The organism is Streptomyces sp. M2CJ-2 (assembly GCF_016757295.1).
Classification (GTDB): Bacteria; Actinomycetota; Actinomycetes; order Streptomycetales; family Streptomycetaceae; genus Streptomyces.
This window is the reverse complement of record NZ_JAESIF010000014.1, coordinates 127,767-144,408: the sequence shown is the minus strand read 5'-3', so window position 1 is coordinate 144,408 and position 16,642 is coordinate 127,767. Positions and strand designations below refer to the sequence as shown.

Sequence of the window (16,642 nt, the reverse complement as noted above, 5' to 3'; positions counted from 1 at the left end):
GGAGGGCGCCTCGGCGGTGACGTCCGGCCGGGCCGCCCGGGCGGCGGCGCGCGCATCGCCGCGGGCCAGCAGCAGCCGGGCCGTGGCGACGGCCCGCCCCGCCAGCGCGACCGGGTCGTGCGAGCCGTCCTCCTCCGCGGGGGTGACCGCCTCGTCGAGCAGTTCCTGTGCCCGGTCCAGCTCGTCGCGGTCCACCGCCACCGCCGCCAGCACCAGCCGCTCCATGCCGGTGCCGGGAGGGCCGGGAAGGCTGTACCGCGCGGTCTCGGCCAGGGCCTGGGACGCCTTGTGCTCCGCCCGGCCGGGCCAGCCGTTGAGCTGGTCGATCAGCGCGAGCTGGGCCAGGGCGTCCTCCCTGGGCAGCGCGGTCGACGCCCCCTCTGGCCCGGTGGCGGCCGCGGTCAGGGCCGTCCGGGCCTCCTCGAAGCGGCCCGCCCACAGCCGGGCCGAGCCCAGATGGGTCAACAGCAGCGCGGTGAGCTCGGGATGCCGGTCCAGCAGCTCGGCGGGTACGGCACCGCGCAGCTCCCCGGCCAGCCGGGCGGCCCGCTCCGCACGCGCCGAGGACCCCGTCAGCCGGGCCGTCAGCACCTCCAGCAGCGCCCAGCACAGCCGCGCCGCCGCCGGGTCCGCGGCCCCCTCGGCCAACTGCCTGCCGGCGCGCTCCAGATGGGCCGGCCCCCGGTCCAGATCGCCGCGGGCCAGGTCGCGGGCCGCCCGGACGAGTTCCGGCGCGGGGCCCGTCACGTCGGGCGCCATACGGGAGAACAGGTCGTCCAGACCGGCCGAGCGCAGCCCGGTGAACAGCTGGCCGATGGCCAGATCGGAGACCAGGGTGCCGGCGGTGAAGTCCCAGTCACCGGCGGCGGCACCGTGGACGAGCGTCTCCGGCAGGAATCCCGCGTCCTTCAGCCAGTGCGCGGCCCGCCGGTGCAGTTCCGGTGCCAGACCGGGGTGCCGCACCGCCAGATGGGCCCGCAGGATCTCCGCGAACAACGGGTGCAGGCCGTACCAGGAGTGCCCGAGGTGCTGCACGAAGGCGTTGCGGTGGTGCAGGGAGTGCAGTACGGGCCCGGCGTCGAAGCGCCCCGTCAGCGCGTTCGCGAGGTCGGGGCAGAACCGCTCCAGGACACTGACCCGCAGCAGCAGGTCCTGCGTGTCGGGCGGCTGGATGTTCAGCACCTCGGCCAGCAGGAAGTCGGCCACCGTGCTCTGCCCGGCCTCGAACTCCTTCAGATACGTCTCCGGGTCGGGGCTCTCCCGCGCGGCCAGCGCGCACAGCCGCAGCCCGGCGGCCCACCCCCCGGTACGGTCCACGAGGGCGTTCGCGACGGGCGCGGGCAGGGACAGTCCGTGCCGGTCGAGCAGTTCGCCGGCCTCCCGCGCGGTGAACGCCAGTTCCGCGTCCCGGATCTCCGTCAGCTCCCCGGCGGCCCGGTAGCGGTGCAGCGGCAGCAGCGGTTCCGTACGGGACACCACGACCAGACGCAGGCCCCCTCCGGCGTGCCGCAGGACGAAGTCCAGCTGGGCGGCCGTCTCCGGCGCGGTGACCCGGTCGAACTCGTCGAGCACGAGGACCGCCGGCCGCCGCGCCGCCGCCGGGCCGCTCAGTTCGGCGGCCAGCCGGTTCAGCAGCACCTCGTCCACCCGGCTCGGGTCGGCGGGACAGCCCACCGCCGCGGGGACCGGCACCCCGGCGGTGTGCAGGGCCCGCAGGACGTACGCCCAGAACACGCCGGGACGCAGATTCGGCGCGTCGGTGGTGAACCAGGCCACGGGCAGGCCGAGACCGGCCGCCCAGTCCGCGACGAGCAGGGTCTTGCCGGCTCCCGCCGCCCCGTTGACGATCGTCAGAGGTGTGGCGAGGGCGGCGTCGAGATGCCGGATCAGACGCTCCCGGCACAGGAACGTGACCGGTCTGGGGGGGATGGCGTACCGGGTCCGCAGGAACGGGTCCCCCCGGGGATCGACCCCGGGGAGTCCGGGAGTGTCCTGCTCCGGGACGTCGTCGATGGCCATGGCGCTCACCACCCACCGTCGGCCGCGTCACGCGCGGCGCTTCCCTCCCAGCATCCCAGCGTTCGTCCTGACCCGCGCGTCGCGGCCGTGTCCGGGCCGGGGCGGCCCGGGAAGACACGGAGGCGGCGCTGCCGGGGTCGAGAGTCCGACCCCGGCAGCGCCGCCTCTCAAGGACCGCCCGCGCGCGTGTGTGCGGTGGCTCAGTGGGCGGCGACGACCACCGCGGGCTCCTCGGCGTCCGCCGTCTGGGCACGCATGTTCTTCGCCTCCTCGGCGCGGCTCTTGATGCCGAGGACGGCGGCCACGGCACCGAGGACGCACAGGGCGCCGGTGACGGTGACGGCGGAGTGCAGACCGTTGACGAACGCCTGGCCGCTGCCCTCGACGACGGCGGCCCTGAGCTGCGCCGACATGTCGCCGGCGACCGGGGCGATGCCCATCGTGACGGCGTCCTCGGCCTGCGCCAGGCCGTGCGCCGTGTCCGTCGGGACACCCGCGGCGGTCAGCTCGCCGAACAGCGTGGAGCCGACCCGGCCGGCGATCACGGTGACCAGCACCGAGGTACCGAGCGCGCCACCGATCTGCAGCATCGTGGACTGCAGACCGGACGCCACACCGCCGTCCCTGACCGGCGCGTTGCCGATGATCGCGGCGGCGGTGGCGGGCAGCACGATGCCGACGCCGAGACCCATCGCGACGAACGGCGGCCACATCGTCGCGTAGGACGAGTCGACGGTCCAGGTGAGCATGCCGAACATGGCGGCGGCCGAGAGGACCAGACCCAGCGGGATCGTGACGCGCGCGCCGAAGCGGGCGGTCAGCTGGGAGCCGATCGGAGAGGCGAACAGCGACGCGATCGACATCGGCAGGGTGCTGATACCGGCCTCGACCGGCGTGTAGCCCCGCACGTTCTGCAGGTACAGCATGATGAAGAAGATGCCGCCGAGCATCACGAAGAAGTTCAGCAGGGTCATGACCGCGCCGGTGGTCAGCGACCGGTTGCGGAACAGGCGCATCGGCAGCAGCGGGTGCTCCTGCCGGGTCTCGTACCAGCCGAAGACGACCAGGAGTGCCAGGCCGAGGACGATGGCGCCGAGGGTTCCGGCGGAGGTCCAGCCCCACGTCTCGCCCTTGACGATGCCGAAGACCAGGGCGACCATGCCCGCGGCGAGCAGGACGACGCCGGGGATGTCGAAGCGGTGCCGTCCGGTGGAGTTCTTGGACTCGGCGAGGACCGCCATGCTGAACAGCAGCGCGACGACGCCGATCGGCGCGTTCAGGTAGAACACCGACTCCCAGTTGACGTGCTCGACGAGCAGACCGCCGACGATCGGGCCCAGCGAGGTCGACACGGCCGAGACCATGCCCCAGATGCCCACCGCGAGCGCGAACCGCTTCGGCGGGAAGACGGCGCGCAGGATGCCCAGGGTGTTGGGCATCAGGATGCCGCCCGCCACACCCTGCAGGGCGCGGAAGACGATGACCCCCTCGATGCTGCCGACCAGGCCGATCACGACCGAGGTGACGACGAACCCGCCGACGCCGACGAGGTAGTGGAAGCGCCGGCCGAACCGGTCGCCGAGCTTGCCGCCGAGGATCATCGAGGCGGCGAGCGCGATCAGGTAGGAGTTGGTGACCCACTGCAGTTCCGCGGTGCTGGCCCCGAGGTCCTTGCCGATCGCCGGGTTGGCGATGGCGACGACGGAACCGTCGAGCTGCACCATGAGCAGGCCGAACGACACCGCGATCAGCGCGAGCCAGGGGTTGGCCCGGAGACGCTCGAGCGTCGACTGCGGGGAAGCAGCCGTGCCGGGGGCGGGGGCGGAGTGATCCACGGGTGTGGACGCCATGAAGAGAGCCGTTTCTTTCTCAAAGGGGGACGAACGAACCGCACGGCGCATGGCCGTGCTCGGGCAGCCGGGTGTGCGGGGCCGGGCCGTGAGCGGGGCGGCCCACGGGGAACCGCCCCGAGGCAGCACTGCCTCGGGGATGGACTGCCTCGGGGGAAAGGGAGGAGGAGCGGTGACGCCTCACCGCGGGCACGCGCGCGACGCGCGTGCCCGCGGTGCTGACGCCCTCGTCAGCGGGCTGCCGAGTGGAGGTGCCGGGCCAGTGTTTTCAGCGCGCCGACGGCGGAACCGAGCGCGTCCAGCTCACCGTCGGTGAGGGACTGCAGCGCCCGGCCGAGATGACTCTGCTCGAGAGCGCCCACCTCGGCGATGCGCTGCCGCGAGGACTCCGTGAGGTGGAGGTGGGCGATCCGCTTGTCGGCGCCGTCCTGCCGGCGCTCCAGTTCTCCCCGCTCCGTGAGCTGGGAGACCAGCGCGCTGACGTTGTTGGGCTTCATCAGCAGTGCCTCGGCCGCCTCGCGCACCGTGGCGCCCTCGCGCCGGGCGACGAACCTCAGCAGCGCGAGCTGTCCCTCGGGCGGCTTCGGGTGCGGATACTCGCTCGCCACCCGCCGGTCCAGGGCCCGGTGCAGCGCGGGCAGGCACGCCGCGAGCTCGGAGCTCACGTACGCGACGCGCTGTTCGGAGGCACTGCTTCTGGACACCCGAAGATGATAAGTATCCAGTCATACCTATGTCAAGAGAGGTATGCGGCCAGTGCCTCCAGGCCCTAGTTGAGCAGGGCCCGTGCCGCTCGGGCCTGGCCTCGGATCCGTTCCGCGGTCGGCTCGTCCACCGCGGCCACCACCTCGGCGTACGCCTCCAGCTCGTCCGCGCCGTCGGCGAAGTCACCGCGCTGCACCAGCAACTGGGCCCGTTCGTACCGCAGCCGGGCCGGCCGGGAGGGGAGCAGCAGGGACAGCTCCACCGCCCACAGCGCCACGTCCGACCGCTCCGGGCGGGCGGACGCCCACGCCCGGATGTTGTTCAGGATGCGCAGGACGACGTCCAGCGGATCGGCCGGCGTCAGCATCGACGCGTCCAGCGGAGCCCCCGTGGCCCCGGCGACCAGCAGATCCGCGTCGGCCCCGGTCAGCACCCGCCCCCCGTCGAAGGGATCGACGAGCACCTGCTGCTCCGCCTTGCCGAGGCCCACCACGAAATGTCCGGGGAGCGCGACCCCGTACACCGGGGCGCCCGCCCGCCGGGCCACCTCCAGCCACACCACCGACAGCAGGATCGGCAGCCCGCGCCGGCGGCGCAGTACCTCGTGCAGCAGCGACGACTCCAGACGCTGGTAGTCGCCCGGGGTGCCGTGGAAGTCGTACCGCTCGCCCAGCAGCTCCCGCAGTGCCGTCGCCCAGGCGTGCGGGGAGCCGGGCCGGTAGGGGAGCCGGCCCGCCAGCGCGTCCAGTTCGATCTGCGCGGCGTCCATGCCCGTCTCGTCCAGCGTGCCGTCCGCCTCCGCGCCGACCAGCAGGCAGAGCGTGGACAGATCCGGCTGCTCGGAACGGGCCTCCTCGGTGAACCGCCGTCGCAGCTCGGCGGACCGTTCCGGGGGCGGGGGGCAGGGGGGGCGCATAACCGGTCAATGCCCTCTCACGGCGATCCGTCACCTGCCGGAGCCGGTGAGCCGGGCGCGCGGTAGTGGTGGTACGTGTGATGCGTGGCGAAGCCCATTCTGTCGTACAGGGCGCGTGCCTCCACGTTGTCGTCCTCGACCTGGAGCCAGGCGGCCGACGCGCCCTCGTCGAGCGCCCGCCGGGCCAGCGCCGCCATCACGGCCGTCGCGAGCCCGCGCCGCCGCCGCGCCGGGTCCACCTCGACCGCCGCGAAGCCCGCCCACCGCCCGTCGACGACGCACCGCCCGATCGCGGCGGGCGCGGGGTCGCCCGGCACGGTCGCGAACCACACGGAGGGCCCTCCGTTCAGGACGTCCAGGGCCACCTCGCTCACCCCCCTGCGCCGGTAGCGCGTGAGCCACGCCTCGTCGGCCTCCCGGGACAGCACGACCCCGGATCCCTCGGTCAGGTCGGTCAGGTCGGACGGGTCGGCCAGGTCGGCGATCGGGGCGAGGCCGCCGATCCACAGTTCGGCGGTCACCTCACGCACCCAGCCCCGCCGCTCCAGCTCCGCGCACAGCTGCTCCTGCGTGCCCGCGGCGCCGGTCGCCGTCTGGAGGTAGGCGGGCAGCCCCCGGTCGGCGTACCAGCGGCGTACGGCCGTCAGCGCCTCGTCCAGCGGTATGCCCGGGTCGCCGAGCGGCAGCACGGAGTTGGCCCGGCGGGTGAAGCCGGCCGCCGCCCTCAGCTCCCAGTCGCCCAGCCGCTCGCTCTCCACCGGCCGCCACGCCCGCGCGGCCACCTGCGCCAGTTCCTCGTACGAGGCGGCCGGACCGCGCCTGCGGGCCGGTGCGGGCGGTATCACCTTGGCCGCGACCAGCGTGGATTCCGCGATGCGGACGCTTTCCCCGTTCTTCCGTGTGATCCGCAGCACACCGTTGTCCCATGATATGAGAACTCCGACCGTGTCGGTGAACCTCTCGCCCGGCGGACCATGTTCGATCAAGCTCCGTACGGAGACTCGTTTGCCCACGTCAGCAGCGGTGACGCGGACCTCGAGACGTCCGGCTGCAGATATTTCCACAGGTCAGTTCACCCCTCCTGTTCGGATCTTGCCCGGGAACGGAGATACTAGGGGCGGGCATCGACGACGCCGCGCTCCCGCGCGCCAGGCGGCGGAGCCTGAGGAGGCCCGCCGGCGCCCAATCGAGGAGGAACGACAGCGTGACCTACGTCATCGCGCAGCCTTGTGTCGACGTGAAGGACAAGGCGTGCATCGAGGAGTGCCCGGTCGACTGCATCTACGAGGGCCAGCGGTCCTTGTACATCCACCCGGACGAATGCGTCGACTGCGGCGCCTGTGAACCGGTCTGCCCGGTCGAGGCCATCTTCTACGAGGACGACACTCCCGAGGAGTGGAAGGACTACTACAAGGCGAACGTCGAGTTCTTCGACGATCTCGGCTCGCCCGGCGGCGCCAGCAAGCTGGGGCTGATCGAGCGAGACCACCCGTTCATCGCCGCGCTGCCGCCGCAGGCCTAGAGCGCGCTGCTCGCGCATCGGTGCGCCCCGGAATCCGGGGTCTGCCGTCGAGCGCGGCCCGCACGTCTGTGCCGCCTCGGTTCCGTACGGTCCGATCGAATCCGATCGTCGTGCGGGGCCGGGGCGTTTGCCGTACCGGTGCAGCAGCAGCGCAGCAGCAGTGCCGCACCAGAAAGTGAGCCAGAACCCGTGTCCGCAGTCTCCGACCGGCTGCCCACCTTTCCCTGGGACAAGCTGGAGCCCTACAAGAAGACGGCCGCCGGGCACCCCGACGGCATCGTCGACCTCTCGGTCGGCACCCCCGTCGACCCGGTCCCCGAACGGATCCAGAAGGCCCTGATCGCCGCGGCGGACTCCCCGGGCTATCCCACGGTCTGGGGCACCCCGGAACTGCGCGACGCGCTCACCCGCTGGGTGGAGCGTCGGCTGGGGGCCCGCGAGGTCACCCACCACCATGTGCTGCCGGTCGTCGGCTCCAAGGAACTGGTCGCCTGGCTCCCCACCCAGCTGGGCCTCGGCCCCGGCGACCGGGTGGCGTACCCGCGCCTGGCCTATCCGACGTACGAGGTCGGCGCCCGCCTGGCCCGTGCGGAGCACGAGGCGTACGACGACCCGACCGAACTGGACCCGACGGGTCTGAAGCTCCTCTGGCTGAACTCCCCGTCCAACCCGACGGGCAAGGTGCTCTCCAAGGCGGAGCTGACCCGGATCGTCGCCTGGGCCCGCGAGCACGGCGTCCTCGTCTTCTCCGACGAGTGCTACCTCGAACTGGGCTGGGACGCCGAACCGGTCTCGGTGCTGCACCCCGACGTCAACGGCGGCTCGTACGAGGGCATCGTCTCCGTGCACTCGCTGTCCAAGAGGTCCAACCTCGCGGGCTACCGCGCCGCCTTCCTGGCCGGCGACCCCGACGTCCTCGGACCGCTGCTGCAGATCCGCAAGCACGGCGGCATGATGACCTCGGCGCCCACCCAGGCGGCCGTGGTGGCGGCGCTGGGCGACGACGAGCACGTGCGCGTCCAGCGCGAGCGGTACGCGGCCCGCCGCACCGCCCTGCGGATGGCCCTCCTGGGGCACGGCTTCCGGATCGAGCACAGCGAGGCCGGGCTCTACTTGTGGGCCACCCGCGACGAGTCCTGCTGGGACACCGTCGGCCGCCTCGCCGAGCGCGGTGTCCTGGTCGCGCCGGGCGACTTCTACGGCCCGGCGGGCGAGAAGTTCGTACGCGTCGCCGTGACCGCCACGGACGAGCGCGTACGCGCGGCGGTGGAGCGCCTGAAGGCGTGACGCGGCGAGCGTGACGCCGGAGTGCACGGCATGCGCGGACGGGGCCCGGGAGAACCCGGGCCCCGTCCGCGTGGGGGCGTGCACCGGCGTACGCGCCGGGCGGGTCAGCCGATCGGCAGCGACGCGGCCGGCAGGGTGTGGGCGGTCGGCACGCCGTCCAGGGGGAGGGAGCCGGTGGTGCCCGTGGCGTCGTTGACGACCTGCGTCGTGTCGTTCACGGGGGAGGCCAGGTTCGATCCGTCCAGGGCGGTCAGCCCGCCGACGTTCGGGGTGGCCGGCAGCGCCGGGGCCGCGACGGCGGAACCGGCCGCACCGACCCCGGCGGCCGCTCCGGCGGCGACGAGCAGCGCGGCACGGGCGATCCGGCGGGTCAGGGGGAGGGACATGGTGCTCCTTGAGCGGGAGGGGACGATGGCGTGTCCGTCCGGACCCGGTGTCGATCCCCGGGCTCGGACGCAGTGACTACCGCTCGAAGGCCGGGAAGGTTGCGGCAGGGTGACGTAAAGAGTTGGCAATGCGTCGCATCATCGGCTGCGCATAAAAGCGGATCAACGGTGCGCGGTTCGGCGGGCTGCCGAATGGTTACGGCAGCGCAGTCCCAAGGGACACCGCCGGACCAGGGCTGACGACGCGACAACCCGTGCACGCCGTCAGCGGCCCGCACTCCGCACAACCCCTGGGAGCGACCTCTCGCACCACTGTGCGGCGCTCCTGCGTGGGCTACTGCGCGGTCGTGATCCGGACCTCGCCCGCGCCGTCGCCCACGGCCTCGGTGTTCTTGCCGCCGTTCTTGCCGCTGTTCTTGCCGTCGGTTTTGCCGTCGGTTTCGTTCTCGAGCACGCGCCACCGGTTGCCGGCGCTCCCCGCGGTCCACTCCCGTCCGGCGTACGCCACCCGCTCTATGTGCAACTCGGAGGCGTTGGCCACGGCCCAGTGCGCGAGCTGCCAGCCCTGTGCCCCGGCCTTCCGTCCCGCGTCGGCGTCGGCGCGGACCGACAGCGTCACGGTCCGCCCGTCGGAGTCGACGCCGGCATCCGCCAAGGGCGCGGCGGGTGCGGCGGGCGTGGAGAACGACGAGGGCGGCGCGGACGGCGCGGGGGAGGGGGCCGAGGAGTCCGCCGTGTCGCTCACCTCGGCGCCGGCCGGTTCCAGCGTGCCTCCTCCGAAGTCCCGGGCCAGTGCCGCGCGTACCGCGTCCGTACCCGCCGCACGGGTCGTCCCCGGACGGCCCGTGCAGGTCAGGGTGGCCGCCGAGTGACCGGTGAGGGCGGCGGCCAGCAGGGTGGCGTCCGGCTCGTGCTTGGCGTACGCCTGCGGGAAACCGCTGAGCTGCACCCGCTGCGCGGCGACGGTGAGCGGCAGCCGGGTGTAGCCCGGCACCTTCTCCAGGCCCTCGTAGAACTTCTCCGCCGAGTACACCGGGTCCATGATCTCCTCCGGTGTGCCCCAGCCCTGTGAGGGCCGCTGCTGGAACAGGCCGAGCGAGTCGCGGTCGCCGTAGTCGATGTTCCGCAGCGCCGACTCCTGGAGGGCCGTCGCCAGCGCGATCGTCACGGCCCGCTCGGGCAGTTCGCGCGCGGTGCCCACGGCGGTGATCGTCGCCGCGTTCACCGCCTGCTCCGGAGTGAACTCGTACGTGGCTCCGTCGCCCTTGCCCGACACGACGCGGCAGCCCGGACCGCTGCCGCCCCCCGATTCGTACTGGACCGCGAGGTAGCCGGCGACTCCGAGGAGAACCACGGAGGCCGCCCCGAAGCGGAAGAGGCGGCCCCGACGCTTGGAAGGAAGAGGTGGCTCTGACACGCGTACAAGGTACTGGAGAGTACGGGGCGTGTGTGCCGGGTGTGGACAGTGTGACCGGACCCGCGCGTTAGGGTCGTCGTCATGGCCGACACCCCGCTTGACCTCACCCTGGACGCGGCACGACTGACCGCGCGGCTCGTCGACTTCCCCTCCGTCAGCGGCACCGAGAAGCCGCTCGCGGACGCGATCGAGTCCGCCCTGCGCGACCTGCCGCACCTCACGGTCGACCGGTACGGCAACAACGTCGTGGCCCGGACGAACCTCGGACGCGCGGAGCGGGTGATCCTCGCCGGGCACATCGACACCGTCCCGATCGCGGACAACGTCCCCTCCCGGCTCGACGCGGACGGCGTGCTGTGGGGCTGCGGCACCTGCGACATGAAGGCGGGCGTGGCGGTCCAGCTGCGCATCGCGGCCACCGTCCCCGCCCCCAACCGGGACCTGACCTTCGTCTTCTACGACAACGAGGAGGTCTCCGCGGACCTCAACGGGCTGAAGCACGTCGCCGAGCAGCACCCCGACTGGCTGGAGGGCGACTTCGCGGTACTCCTCGAGCCCTCCGACGGCCAGGTGGAGGGCGGCTGCCAGGGCACCCTCCGGGTGCTGCTGAGGACCACGGGCGAGCGCGCCCACTCCGCGCGGAGCTGGATGGGCTCCAACGCGATCCACGCGGCGGCCCCCGTCCTCGCCCGCCTCGCCTCCTACGAGCCGCGCCACCCGGTGATCGACGGCCTGGAGTACCGGGAGGGCCTGAACGCGGTGGGCATCTCCGGGGGCGTGGCCGGCAACGTCATCCCCGACGAGTGCGTCGTCACCGTCAACTTCCGCTACGCGCCCGACCGTTCGGAGGCCGAGGCGCTGGCCCATGTGCGCGAGGTCTTCGCGGACTGCGGCGTGGCCGAGTTCGTCGTCGACGACCACAGCGGTGCGGCCCTGCCCGGCCTGTCCCACCCGGCCGCGGCGGCCTTCATCGAGGCCGTGGGCGGCACCCCCCAACCCAAGTACGGCTGGACGGACGTCTCCCGTTTCTCGGCGCTCGGCGTCCCGGCGGTCAACTACGGTCCCGGCAACCCGCACCTGGCGCACAAGCGGGACGAGCGCGTGGACACGGCGAAGATCCTGGCGGGGGAGGAGCGGCTGCGGTCCTGGCTGACGGCGTGACGGCGTGACGGCGGGACGGCGTTTCGGAACGCTGTCCCGCGGACATGCTGACGTCCCCCGTACGTAACCCGCGTGGATCTACGCTGAAGTGGAACGATCTCTCCCCGGCACCTCGGCGTCCCCCGAGCGGGGAGACAGCAACCGGAGGGAGCACATATGGCTACTGGCAACCCCGAGGGCAAGAAGCGCCCACCGGAGGAACAGCGCCTGGGCCCGGTGCTCCGCAGGCGGAGCCAGGTCCAGGCGGGCACCACGGACCAGCGGCTGCTGGACGAGCGCGCGCCCTCGGACTGGGTGCACACCGACCCCTGGCGGGTGCTGCGCATCCAGTCGGAGTTCATCGAGGGCTTCGGCGCGCTCGCCGAGCTGCCGCCCGCCATCAGCGTCTTCGGCTCGGCGCGCACACCGGTGGACTCGCCGGAGTACGAGACCGGTGTCCGGCTGGGCCGGGGACTGGTCGAGGCGGGCTTCGCGGTGGTCACCGGCGGCGGCCCCGGGGCCATGGAGGCGGCCAACAAGGGCGCGTGCGAGGCCCACGGCGTCTCGGTCGGCCTCGGCATCGAGCTGCCGTTCGAGCAGGGGCTGAACAGCTATGTCGACATCGGCCTGAACTTCCGGTACTTCTTCGTGCGCAAGCTGATGTTCGTCAAGTACTCGCAGGGCTTCGTGGTCCTGCCCGGCGGACTCGGCACCCTCGACGAACTCTTCGAGGCCCTGACCCTGGTCCAGACGCAGAAGATCACCCAGTTCCCCATCGTCCTGTTCGGCACCGACTACTGGGGCGGTCTGGTCGACTGGCTGCACGGCACGGTCATCGCCCAGGGCAAGGCGGCCGCGAAGGACCTCCTCCTCTTCCACGTCACGGACGACATCGACGAAGCGGTGTCCCTGGTGTCCAAGGAAGCGGGCCGCTGAGACGGCAGGGCGTGAGGGCGCGCGTCCCTGCCGGGGAGCGGGGGCTCCGCCCCCGCTCACGCCCCCCGGCGGGGGCGGGCCCTACGCCAGCCCCCGCCGGGCCACCGCGGGATCGCGGTGCCCCGCGATCGACGCCACCATGTCCAGCACCTGCCGCGTCTCCGCCACCTCGTGCACCCGGTACACCCGCGCCCCCAGCCACGCCGACACCGCCGTCGTCGCCAGGGTCCCCAGCACCCGCTCCTTCACCGGCCGGTCCAGCGTCTCCCCGACGAAGTCCTTGTTGGACAGCGACACCAGCACCGGCCAGCCGGTGGCGACCATCTCGTCCAGCCGCCGCGTCGCCTCGAGGCTGTGCCGGGTGTTCTTCCCGAAATCGTGCCCGGGGTCGATCATCACCGACTCCCGCGGCACCCCCAGCGCCACGGCCCGCTCCGCCAGTCCCACGGTCCGCTCGAGGATGTCGGCCATCACGTCCTCGTACGTCACCCGGTGCGGCCGGGTCCGCGGCCGGGCGCCCCCCGCGTGGGTGCACACCAGCCCCGCGCCGTACCGCGCGGCGACCTCCGCGAGCCGCGGATCGACCCCGCCCCACGCGTCGTTGAGCACATCCGCCCCGGCCTCGCACACGGCCTCGCCCACGTCGTGCCGCCAGGTGTCCACGCTGATCACGACGTCCGGGAAACGCCGCCGCACCTCGGCGACGAAACCGACCGTCCGCCGTGCCTCCTCCTCGGCGGACACCTCTTCGCCCGGCCCGGCCTTCACCCCGCCGATGTCGATGATCGCGGCACCCTCCGCCACCGCCTGCTCCACGCGCGCGAGCGCCGGTTCGTCGCGGAAGGTCGCGCCCTGGTCGTAGAAGGAGTCCGGGGTCCGGTTCACGATCGCCATGATCACCGGCTCGTGCGGTGCGAATTCCCGCCTGCCCAGCCTGAACATCCCCTGTGACCTCTCCTCGTTCGTAAGGGTTCGTAAGGGTTCTCAACGGTCCTCAACGGTTCACAGGGTTTCGTGAGGTTCGGCCCGGTTCCGTCCGGTCCGCGGTCGCCCATGACCGCCTGTGACCCTGACTGTCAGACTCGCATGGCACGATCGGAGCCACACACCCGACTCCGATCCGCCGACCGATCCGGCTCGAACCAACCGGTTCGATCCAGCCGACTCGTTCCAACCGACTCGTTCCAACCGTGGGGGCCCCAGCGATGGTGATGTTCTTGTTCCTGGTCGTCGCGCTCGCCGTAGTGGTCGCCGCGGTGACCCTCGCCGTGGTGGGCGGCGGAGAGAACGGCCCGCTGCCCGAGGCGGTCCCCGACCGCCTGACGGACTCCCTGCCGCTGGACCGCCCGGTCAGCCGCGCGGACGTGGACGGTCTTCGCATCCCGCTCGCCGCCCGCGGTTACCGCATGGCCGACGTGGACGACGCCCTCAGCCGTCTCGGCGCCGAGCTCGCCGAGCGCGACGCCCGGATCGCCGACCTGGAGTCCGCGCTCGCCGGTGCCCGCGCCGCCGCGGCCCACATCTCCATGGAGAAGCCCGCCGCGCACCCGGAGGGCCGGCAGCCGTGACCGACGGCGCCGCCCTCGCGGGCCCGGACGGCGCCCCGCGCTGCCCCTGGGCCCTGTCCGCCGAGGACTACATCGCCTACCACGACCAGGAGTGGGGCCGCCCGGTCCACGGAGACGACGCCCTCTTCGAGCGGCTCAGCCTGGAGGCCTTCCAGTCCGGCCTGTCCTGGATCACGATCCTGCGCCGCCGTCCGGGCTTCCGTACCGCCTTCGCCGGCTTCCGGATCACGGCCGTCGCGGAGTTCACCGACGCCGACCGGGAGCGCCTGCTGGCCGACGCCGGCATCATCCGCAATCGCGCCAAGATCGACGCGACCCTGGCCAACGCACGCCTGCTGGCCGGGTGGGCGCCCGGCGACCTGGACGCCCTGATCTGGTCCCACGCCCCGGACCGGGCCGGCCGCCCGGCGCCGAGGACCCTCGCCGACGTGCCCGCGGTCACCCCCGAGTCGACGGCGCTGTCCAAGGCGCTGAAGAAACAGGGCCTGCGCTTCGTCGGCCCGACCACGGCCTACGCGCTGATGCAGGCCTGCGGCCTGGTCGACGACCACCTGGAGGACTGCGTCGCCCGGCGGCCCTGAACCGCACGGCCCGGGGCCCGGTGGCCCCGGGCCCCGGGCCGTGCGGTCAGCGGCCCAGGTACTTCGGCTTCTCCTTGTCGACGAAGGCCTGTACGGCGATCGCGTGGTCCGCGGAGGCGCCCGCCCGGGTCTGGAGCTCGTCCTCCTTCTCCAGCGTCTCCTCCAGGGAGTGGCTGAGCCCGTAGGCCACCGACTCCTTCAGCGCCGCGTACGCCACCGTCGGTCCCGCGGCCAGCGCCCGCGCCGTCTTCTCCGCCTCCGCGCGCAGTTCGGCGGCGGGGACCAGCCGGTTCGCGATCCCGAGGTCGTACGCCTCCTGGGCCGGGATGTTGCGCGGGAAGAGCAGCAGGTCGGTCGCACGCCCGGGGCCGACGACCCGCGGCAGGGTCCAGGAGATCCCGGAGTCCGCGGTCAGCGCGACCCCGGCGAAGGACGTGTTGAACGCCGCGGTGTCGGCCACGATCCGGTAGTCCGCCGCCAGCGCGAAGCCGAAGCCCGCCCCGGCCGCGACCCCGTTCACCGCGGCGACCACCGGCTTCGCGGCCCCGGCGAGCGCCTTCACGATCGGGTTGTAGTGCTCGCGCACCGTCTCCATCGTCCGCCCCGCACCGTCCTCGCGGTCGGCGGCCAGCAGCCCGATGTGCTCCTTGAGGTCCTGCCCCACGCAGAACGCCCGGTCACCGGTGGCGGTCAGCAGCACGGCCCGCACGGCGTCGTCGTCCGCGGCGGCCCGGACCGCGTCCCGGAGCGCGACCTTCGCCGCCACGTTCAGCGCGTTCATCGCCTCCGGGCGGTTCAGCGTGATCGTCGCGAGTCCGTCGCGCACCTCGTAGAGCACGGTGTCGGCCATGGTGTGTCCCCTCCGCGTGGCGGCTCGGGGGCGTACCGGCCGGTACGCCCCTGTGCAGGACAGCATGACGGAGATCGCCGACGGTGGCGCGGTGCCGGTATGTGACCTGCGTCAAAGAATTACCGGCCGTTTTCGTTCGGTGGAACTGCGTGCGGTGGCGCAGTATCGCAGCCACATCGCCGAATTGGGTGGTTTTGCTCGCGCGCGTTGCCCAAGCGATGCCGACCGATGTTGGTCATCGGGTCCTGCGATGCGGGATAATGGCCTGGAAGCAATGTGTTCGATGCCGGTGGCGTGTGTCCTGCTTCAAGGACCGCAGGTGCCCTTCAGTGGGCCGTCGGCTTCAGACGGTTGAGCTGGGTTTCAGGAAGGGGAACGAGCATGGCGGCCATGAAGCCGCGGACGGGTGATGGCCCGCTCGAGGTGACCAAGGAGGGGCGGGGCATCGTCATGCGCGTTCCGCTCGAAGGCGGCGGTCGGCTCGTCGTCGAGCTGACCCCGGACGAGGCCGACGCGCTCGGCGACGCCCTCAAGAAGGTCGTCGGCTGACGCGCAAGCGACCATACCCTTTCAGTTTCAGTTCAGTCGCCCCGGTGCCGCACGCGGTACCGGGGCGACTGTTCAAGCAGGTCAGAGCGTTATCCGGTGGTCTGGGCGGGTGTCTGAGTGCATCTCTGGGCTTCTCTGGTCTTCTTTGGGCGTCCCTGAGCGGTCTCTGAGCGGTCTCTGAATGTCTCTGAGATTCCTGCTCACCGCTTCACCACGCAGAGCAGTCCGTCGCCCACGGGAAGCAGCGACGACACCAGCTCCTGGCTCTCGCGCACGGCCCGCACCAGTTCCCGCAGCCGCAGTACCTCGGTGGGCTGCGGACCGGAGTCCACCGTCCGGCCGCTCGCGAAGACCCCTTCGAAGGCGACCAGGCCTCCCGGGCGCAGCAGGCGCAACGATTCGGCGAGATAGTCCTGGTACTCGAGCCGGTCCCCGTCGCAGAAGACGAGGTCGTAGCCGGAGTCCGCGAGACGGGGCAGGACGTCCAGGGCCCGGCCGGGGATGAAGCGGGCCCGGTTGGCGGCGAAGCCCGCCGCGCGGAAGGCCTGGCGGGCCGACTGCTGGTGCTCCGGCTCCTGGTCGACCGTGGTCAGCACCCCGTCCGGCCGCATGCCGTGCAGCAGGTGGACCCCGGAGACCCCGCATCCCGTGCCGATCTCCGCGACCGCCTTGGCGTCCACGGTGGCCGCGAGCAACCGCAGAGCCGCGCCCGTACCGGGCGCCACCGAGCGCAGCCCTGCCTCGCGAGCCCGGTCCCGGGCCCAGTGCAGCGCCTCGTCCTCGGCGACATAGGCGTCCGCGAACGCCCAGCTCGTCTGCCGGTTGGCGGTAATGACCCTCTCCTGTCCCCGTGGTTGCCTCGGCGTGACTTTATCCGTTGGCGTCGGGAACCCACTGATGGGACCGGTCGTTCAAG

17 protein-coding genes and 1 pseudogene are annotated in these 16,642 nt (G+C 72.6%); 8 read left to right on the top strand and 10 right to left on the bottom strand.

Annotated features, from left to right (window positions below; genetic code table 11):
• The 5 genes from JL475_RS14380 to JL475_RS14360 form a co-directional block, all read right to left on the bottom strand.
• Positions 1–2,019: AAA family ATPase (locus JL475_RS14380; RefSeq protein ID WP_202277984.1), on the bottom strand; the 2,019-nt coding region annotated here is incomplete at its 3' end.
• Positions 2,020–2,219: 200 nt separating this feature from the next.
• The gene (locus JL475_RS14375; RefSeq protein WP_202277983.1) at positions 2,220–3,869 is read right to left on the bottom strand and encodes a DHA2 family efflux MFS transporter permease subunit; all 1,650 of its coding nucleotides are present in this window, start codon (positions 3,867–3,869) and stop codon (positions 2,220–2,222) included.
• Between the two features lie 230 nt (positions 3,870–4,099).
• Positions 4,100–4,573 carry a MarR family winged helix-turn-helix transcriptional regulator gene (locus JL475_RS14370; protein ID WP_202277982.1) on the bottom strand — a complete coding sequence of 158 codons (474 nt, stop codon included), beginning with the start codon at positions 4,571–4,573 and terminating at the stop codon, positions 4,100–4,102.
• A gap of 65 nt (positions 4,574–4,638) precedes the next feature.
• A complete protein-coding gene (locus JL475_RS14365; RefSeq protein WP_202277981.1) occupies positions 4,639–5,490 on the bottom strand; it encodes a transglutaminase-like domain-containing protein in 852 nt (283 codons plus the stop codon).
• A 17-nt stretch (positions 5,491–5,507) separates the two neighbouring features.
• Positions 5,508–6,554 (bottom strand): GNAT family N-acetyltransferase, encoded by a 1,047-nt coding sequence (locus JL475_RS14360; RefSeq protein ID WP_202277980.1) that lies wholly within the window; start codon positions 6,552–6,554, stop codon positions 5,508–5,510.
• Between the two features lie 140 nt (positions 6,555–6,694).
• On the opposite strand from JL475_RS14360, the gene fdxA reads away from it, so the two are divergent.
• Both fdxA and JL475_RS14350 read left to right on the top strand, forming a co-directional pair.
• A complete protein-coding gene (gene fdxA / locus JL475_RS14355; protein WP_055572727.1) occupies positions 6,695–7,012 on the top strand; it encodes a ferredoxin in 318 nt (105 codons plus the stop codon).
• Between the two features lie 189 nt (positions 7,013–7,201).
• Positions 7,202–8,299, top strand: a complete 1,098-nt coding sequence (locus tag JL475_RS14350) for a bifunctional succinyldiaminopimelate transaminase/glutamate-prephenate aminotransferase (protein ID WP_202277979.1) — start codon at positions 7,202–7,204, stop codon at positions 8,297–8,299.
• A 212-nt stretch (positions 8,300–8,511) separates the two neighbouring features.
• Here JL475_RS14350 and JL475_RS39950 read toward each other — a convergent pair.
• Both JL475_RS39950 and JL475_RS14340 read right to left on the bottom strand, forming a co-directional pair.
• Positions 8,512–8,685: pseudogene (locus JL475_RS39950) on the bottom strand (ATP-binding protein); the annotation flags it as partial.
• A 334-nt stretch (positions 8,686–9,019) separates the two neighbouring features.
• Positions 9,020–10,102 carry a heavy metal transporter gene (locus tag JL475_RS14340; RefSeq protein WP_307825049.1) on the bottom strand — a complete coding sequence of 361 codons (1,083 nt, stop codon included), beginning with the start codon at positions 10,100–10,102 and terminating at the stop codon, positions 9,020–9,022.
• 81 nt (positions 10,103–10,183) lie between these two features.
• On the opposite strand from JL475_RS14340, the gene dapE reads away from it, so the two are divergent.
• Together dapE and JL475_RS14330 are read left to right on the top strand one after the other, a co-directional pair.
• Positions 10,184–11,263, top strand: a complete 1,080-nt coding sequence (gene dapE, locus JL475_RS14335; RefSeq protein WP_202277977.1) for a succinyl-diaminopimelate desuccinylase — start codon at positions 10,184–10,186, stop codon at positions 11,261–11,263.
• Between the two features lie 156 nt (positions 11,264–11,419).
• On the top strand, positions 11,420–12,178 hold the full coding sequence (locus JL475_RS14330) for a TIGR00730 family Rossman fold protein (protein ID WP_202277976.1): 759 nt from the start codon (positions 11,420–11,422) through the stop codon (positions 12,176–12,178).
• Between the two features lie 81 nt (positions 12,179–12,259).
• Here JL475_RS14330 and folP read toward each other — a convergent pair whose 3' ends face one another.
• Entirely contained in the window at positions 12,260–13,120 is an 861-nt protein-coding gene (gene folP / locus JL475_RS14325; RefSeq protein ID WP_109376863.1) for a dihydropteroate synthase, read from the bottom strand.
• Between the two features lie 269 nt (positions 13,121–13,389).
• On the opposite strand from folP, the gene JL475_RS14320 reads away from it, so the two are divergent.
• A complete protein-coding gene (locus JL475_RS14320) occupies positions 13,390–13,746 on the top strand; it encodes a DivIVA domain protein (RefSeq protein WP_202277992.1) in 357 nt (118 codons plus the stop codon).
• Positions 13,743–14,327, top strand: a complete 585-nt coding sequence (locus tag JL475_RS14315; protein ID WP_202277975.1) for a DNA-3-methyladenine glycosylase I — start codon at positions 13,743–13,745, stop codon at positions 14,325–14,327. The genes JL475_RS14320 and JL475_RS14315 overlap by 4 nt, the downstream gene beginning before the upstream one ends.
• A gap of 46 nt (positions 14,328–14,373) precedes the next feature.
• Here JL475_RS14315 and JL475_RS14310 read toward each other — a convergent pair whose 3' ends face one another.
• The gene (locus JL475_RS14310; protein ID WP_202277974.1) at positions 14,374–15,177 is read right to left on the bottom strand and encodes an enoyl-CoA hydratase/isomerase family protein; all 804 of its coding nucleotides are present in this window, start codon (positions 15,175–15,177) and stop codon (positions 14,374–14,376) included.
• A gap of 64 nt (positions 15,178–15,241) precedes the next feature.
• Here JL475_RS14310 and JL475_RS14305 point away from each other — a divergent pair, with 64 nt between their 5' ends.
• Positions 15,242–15,532 carry a hypothetical protein gene (locus JL475_RS14305; RefSeq protein ID WP_202277973.1) on the top strand — a complete coding sequence of 97 codons (291 nt, stop codon included), beginning with the start codon at positions 15,242–15,244 and terminating at the stop codon, positions 15,530–15,532.
• Positions 15,533–15,558: 26 nt separating this feature from the next.
• Positions 15,559–15,726 carry a DUF3117 domain-containing protein gene (locus tag JL475_RS14300; RefSeq protein ID WP_003966491.1) on the top strand — a complete coding sequence of 56 codons (168 nt, stop codon included), beginning with the start codon at positions 15,559–15,561 and terminating at the stop codon, positions 15,724–15,726.
• Between the two features lie 200 nt (positions 15,727–15,926).
• On the opposite strand, the gene JL475_RS14295 is transcribed toward JL475_RS14300, so the two are convergent.
• Positions 15,927–16,625 (bottom strand): O-methyltransferase, encoded by a 699-nt coding sequence (locus JL475_RS14295; RefSeq protein ID WP_202277991.1) that lies wholly within the window; start codon positions 16,623–16,625, stop codon positions 15,927–15,929.
• Positions 16,626–16,642 lie beyond the last annotated feature (17 nt).

Excerpts from the sequence above, each read along its gene's own strand:
- JL475_RS14330 (WP_202277976.1), top strand. The coding sequence starts at position 11,420 with ATGGCTACTGGCAACCCCGAGGGCAAGAAGCGCCCACCGGAGGAACAG.
- JL475_RS14300 (WP_003966491.1), top strand. The coding sequence starts at position 15,559 with ATGGCGGCCATGAAGCCGCGGACGGGTGATGGCCCGCTCGAGGTGACC.
- JL475_RS14375 (WP_202277983.1), bottom strand. The coding sequence starts at position 3,869 with ATGGCGTCCACACCCGTGGATCACTCCGCCCCCGCCCCCGGCACGGCT.
- JL475_RS14305 (WP_202277973.1), top strand. The coding sequence starts at position 15,242 with ATGACGGAGATCGCCGACGGTGGCGCGGTGCCGGTATGTGACCTGCGT.
- dapE (WP_202277977.1), top strand. The coding sequence starts at position 10,184 with ATGGCCGACACCCCGCTTGACCTCACCCTGGACGCGGCACGACTGACC.
- JL475_RS14365 (WP_202277981.1), bottom strand. The coding sequence starts at position 5,490 with ATGCGCCCCCCCTGCCCCCCGCCCCCGGAACGGTCCGCCGAGCTGCGA.
- folP (WP_109376863.1), bottom strand. The coding sequence starts at position 13,120 with ATGTTCAGGCTGGGCAGGCGGGAATTCGCACCGCACGAGCCGGTGATC.
- JL475_RS14310 (WP_202277974.1), bottom strand. The coding sequence starts at position 15,177 with ATGGCCGACACCGTGCTCTACGAGGTGCGCGACGGACTCGCGACGATC.
- JL475_RS14320 (WP_202277992.1), top strand. The coding sequence starts at position 13,390 with ATGTTCTTGTTCCTGGTCGTCGCGCTCGCCGTAGTGGTCGCCGCGGTG.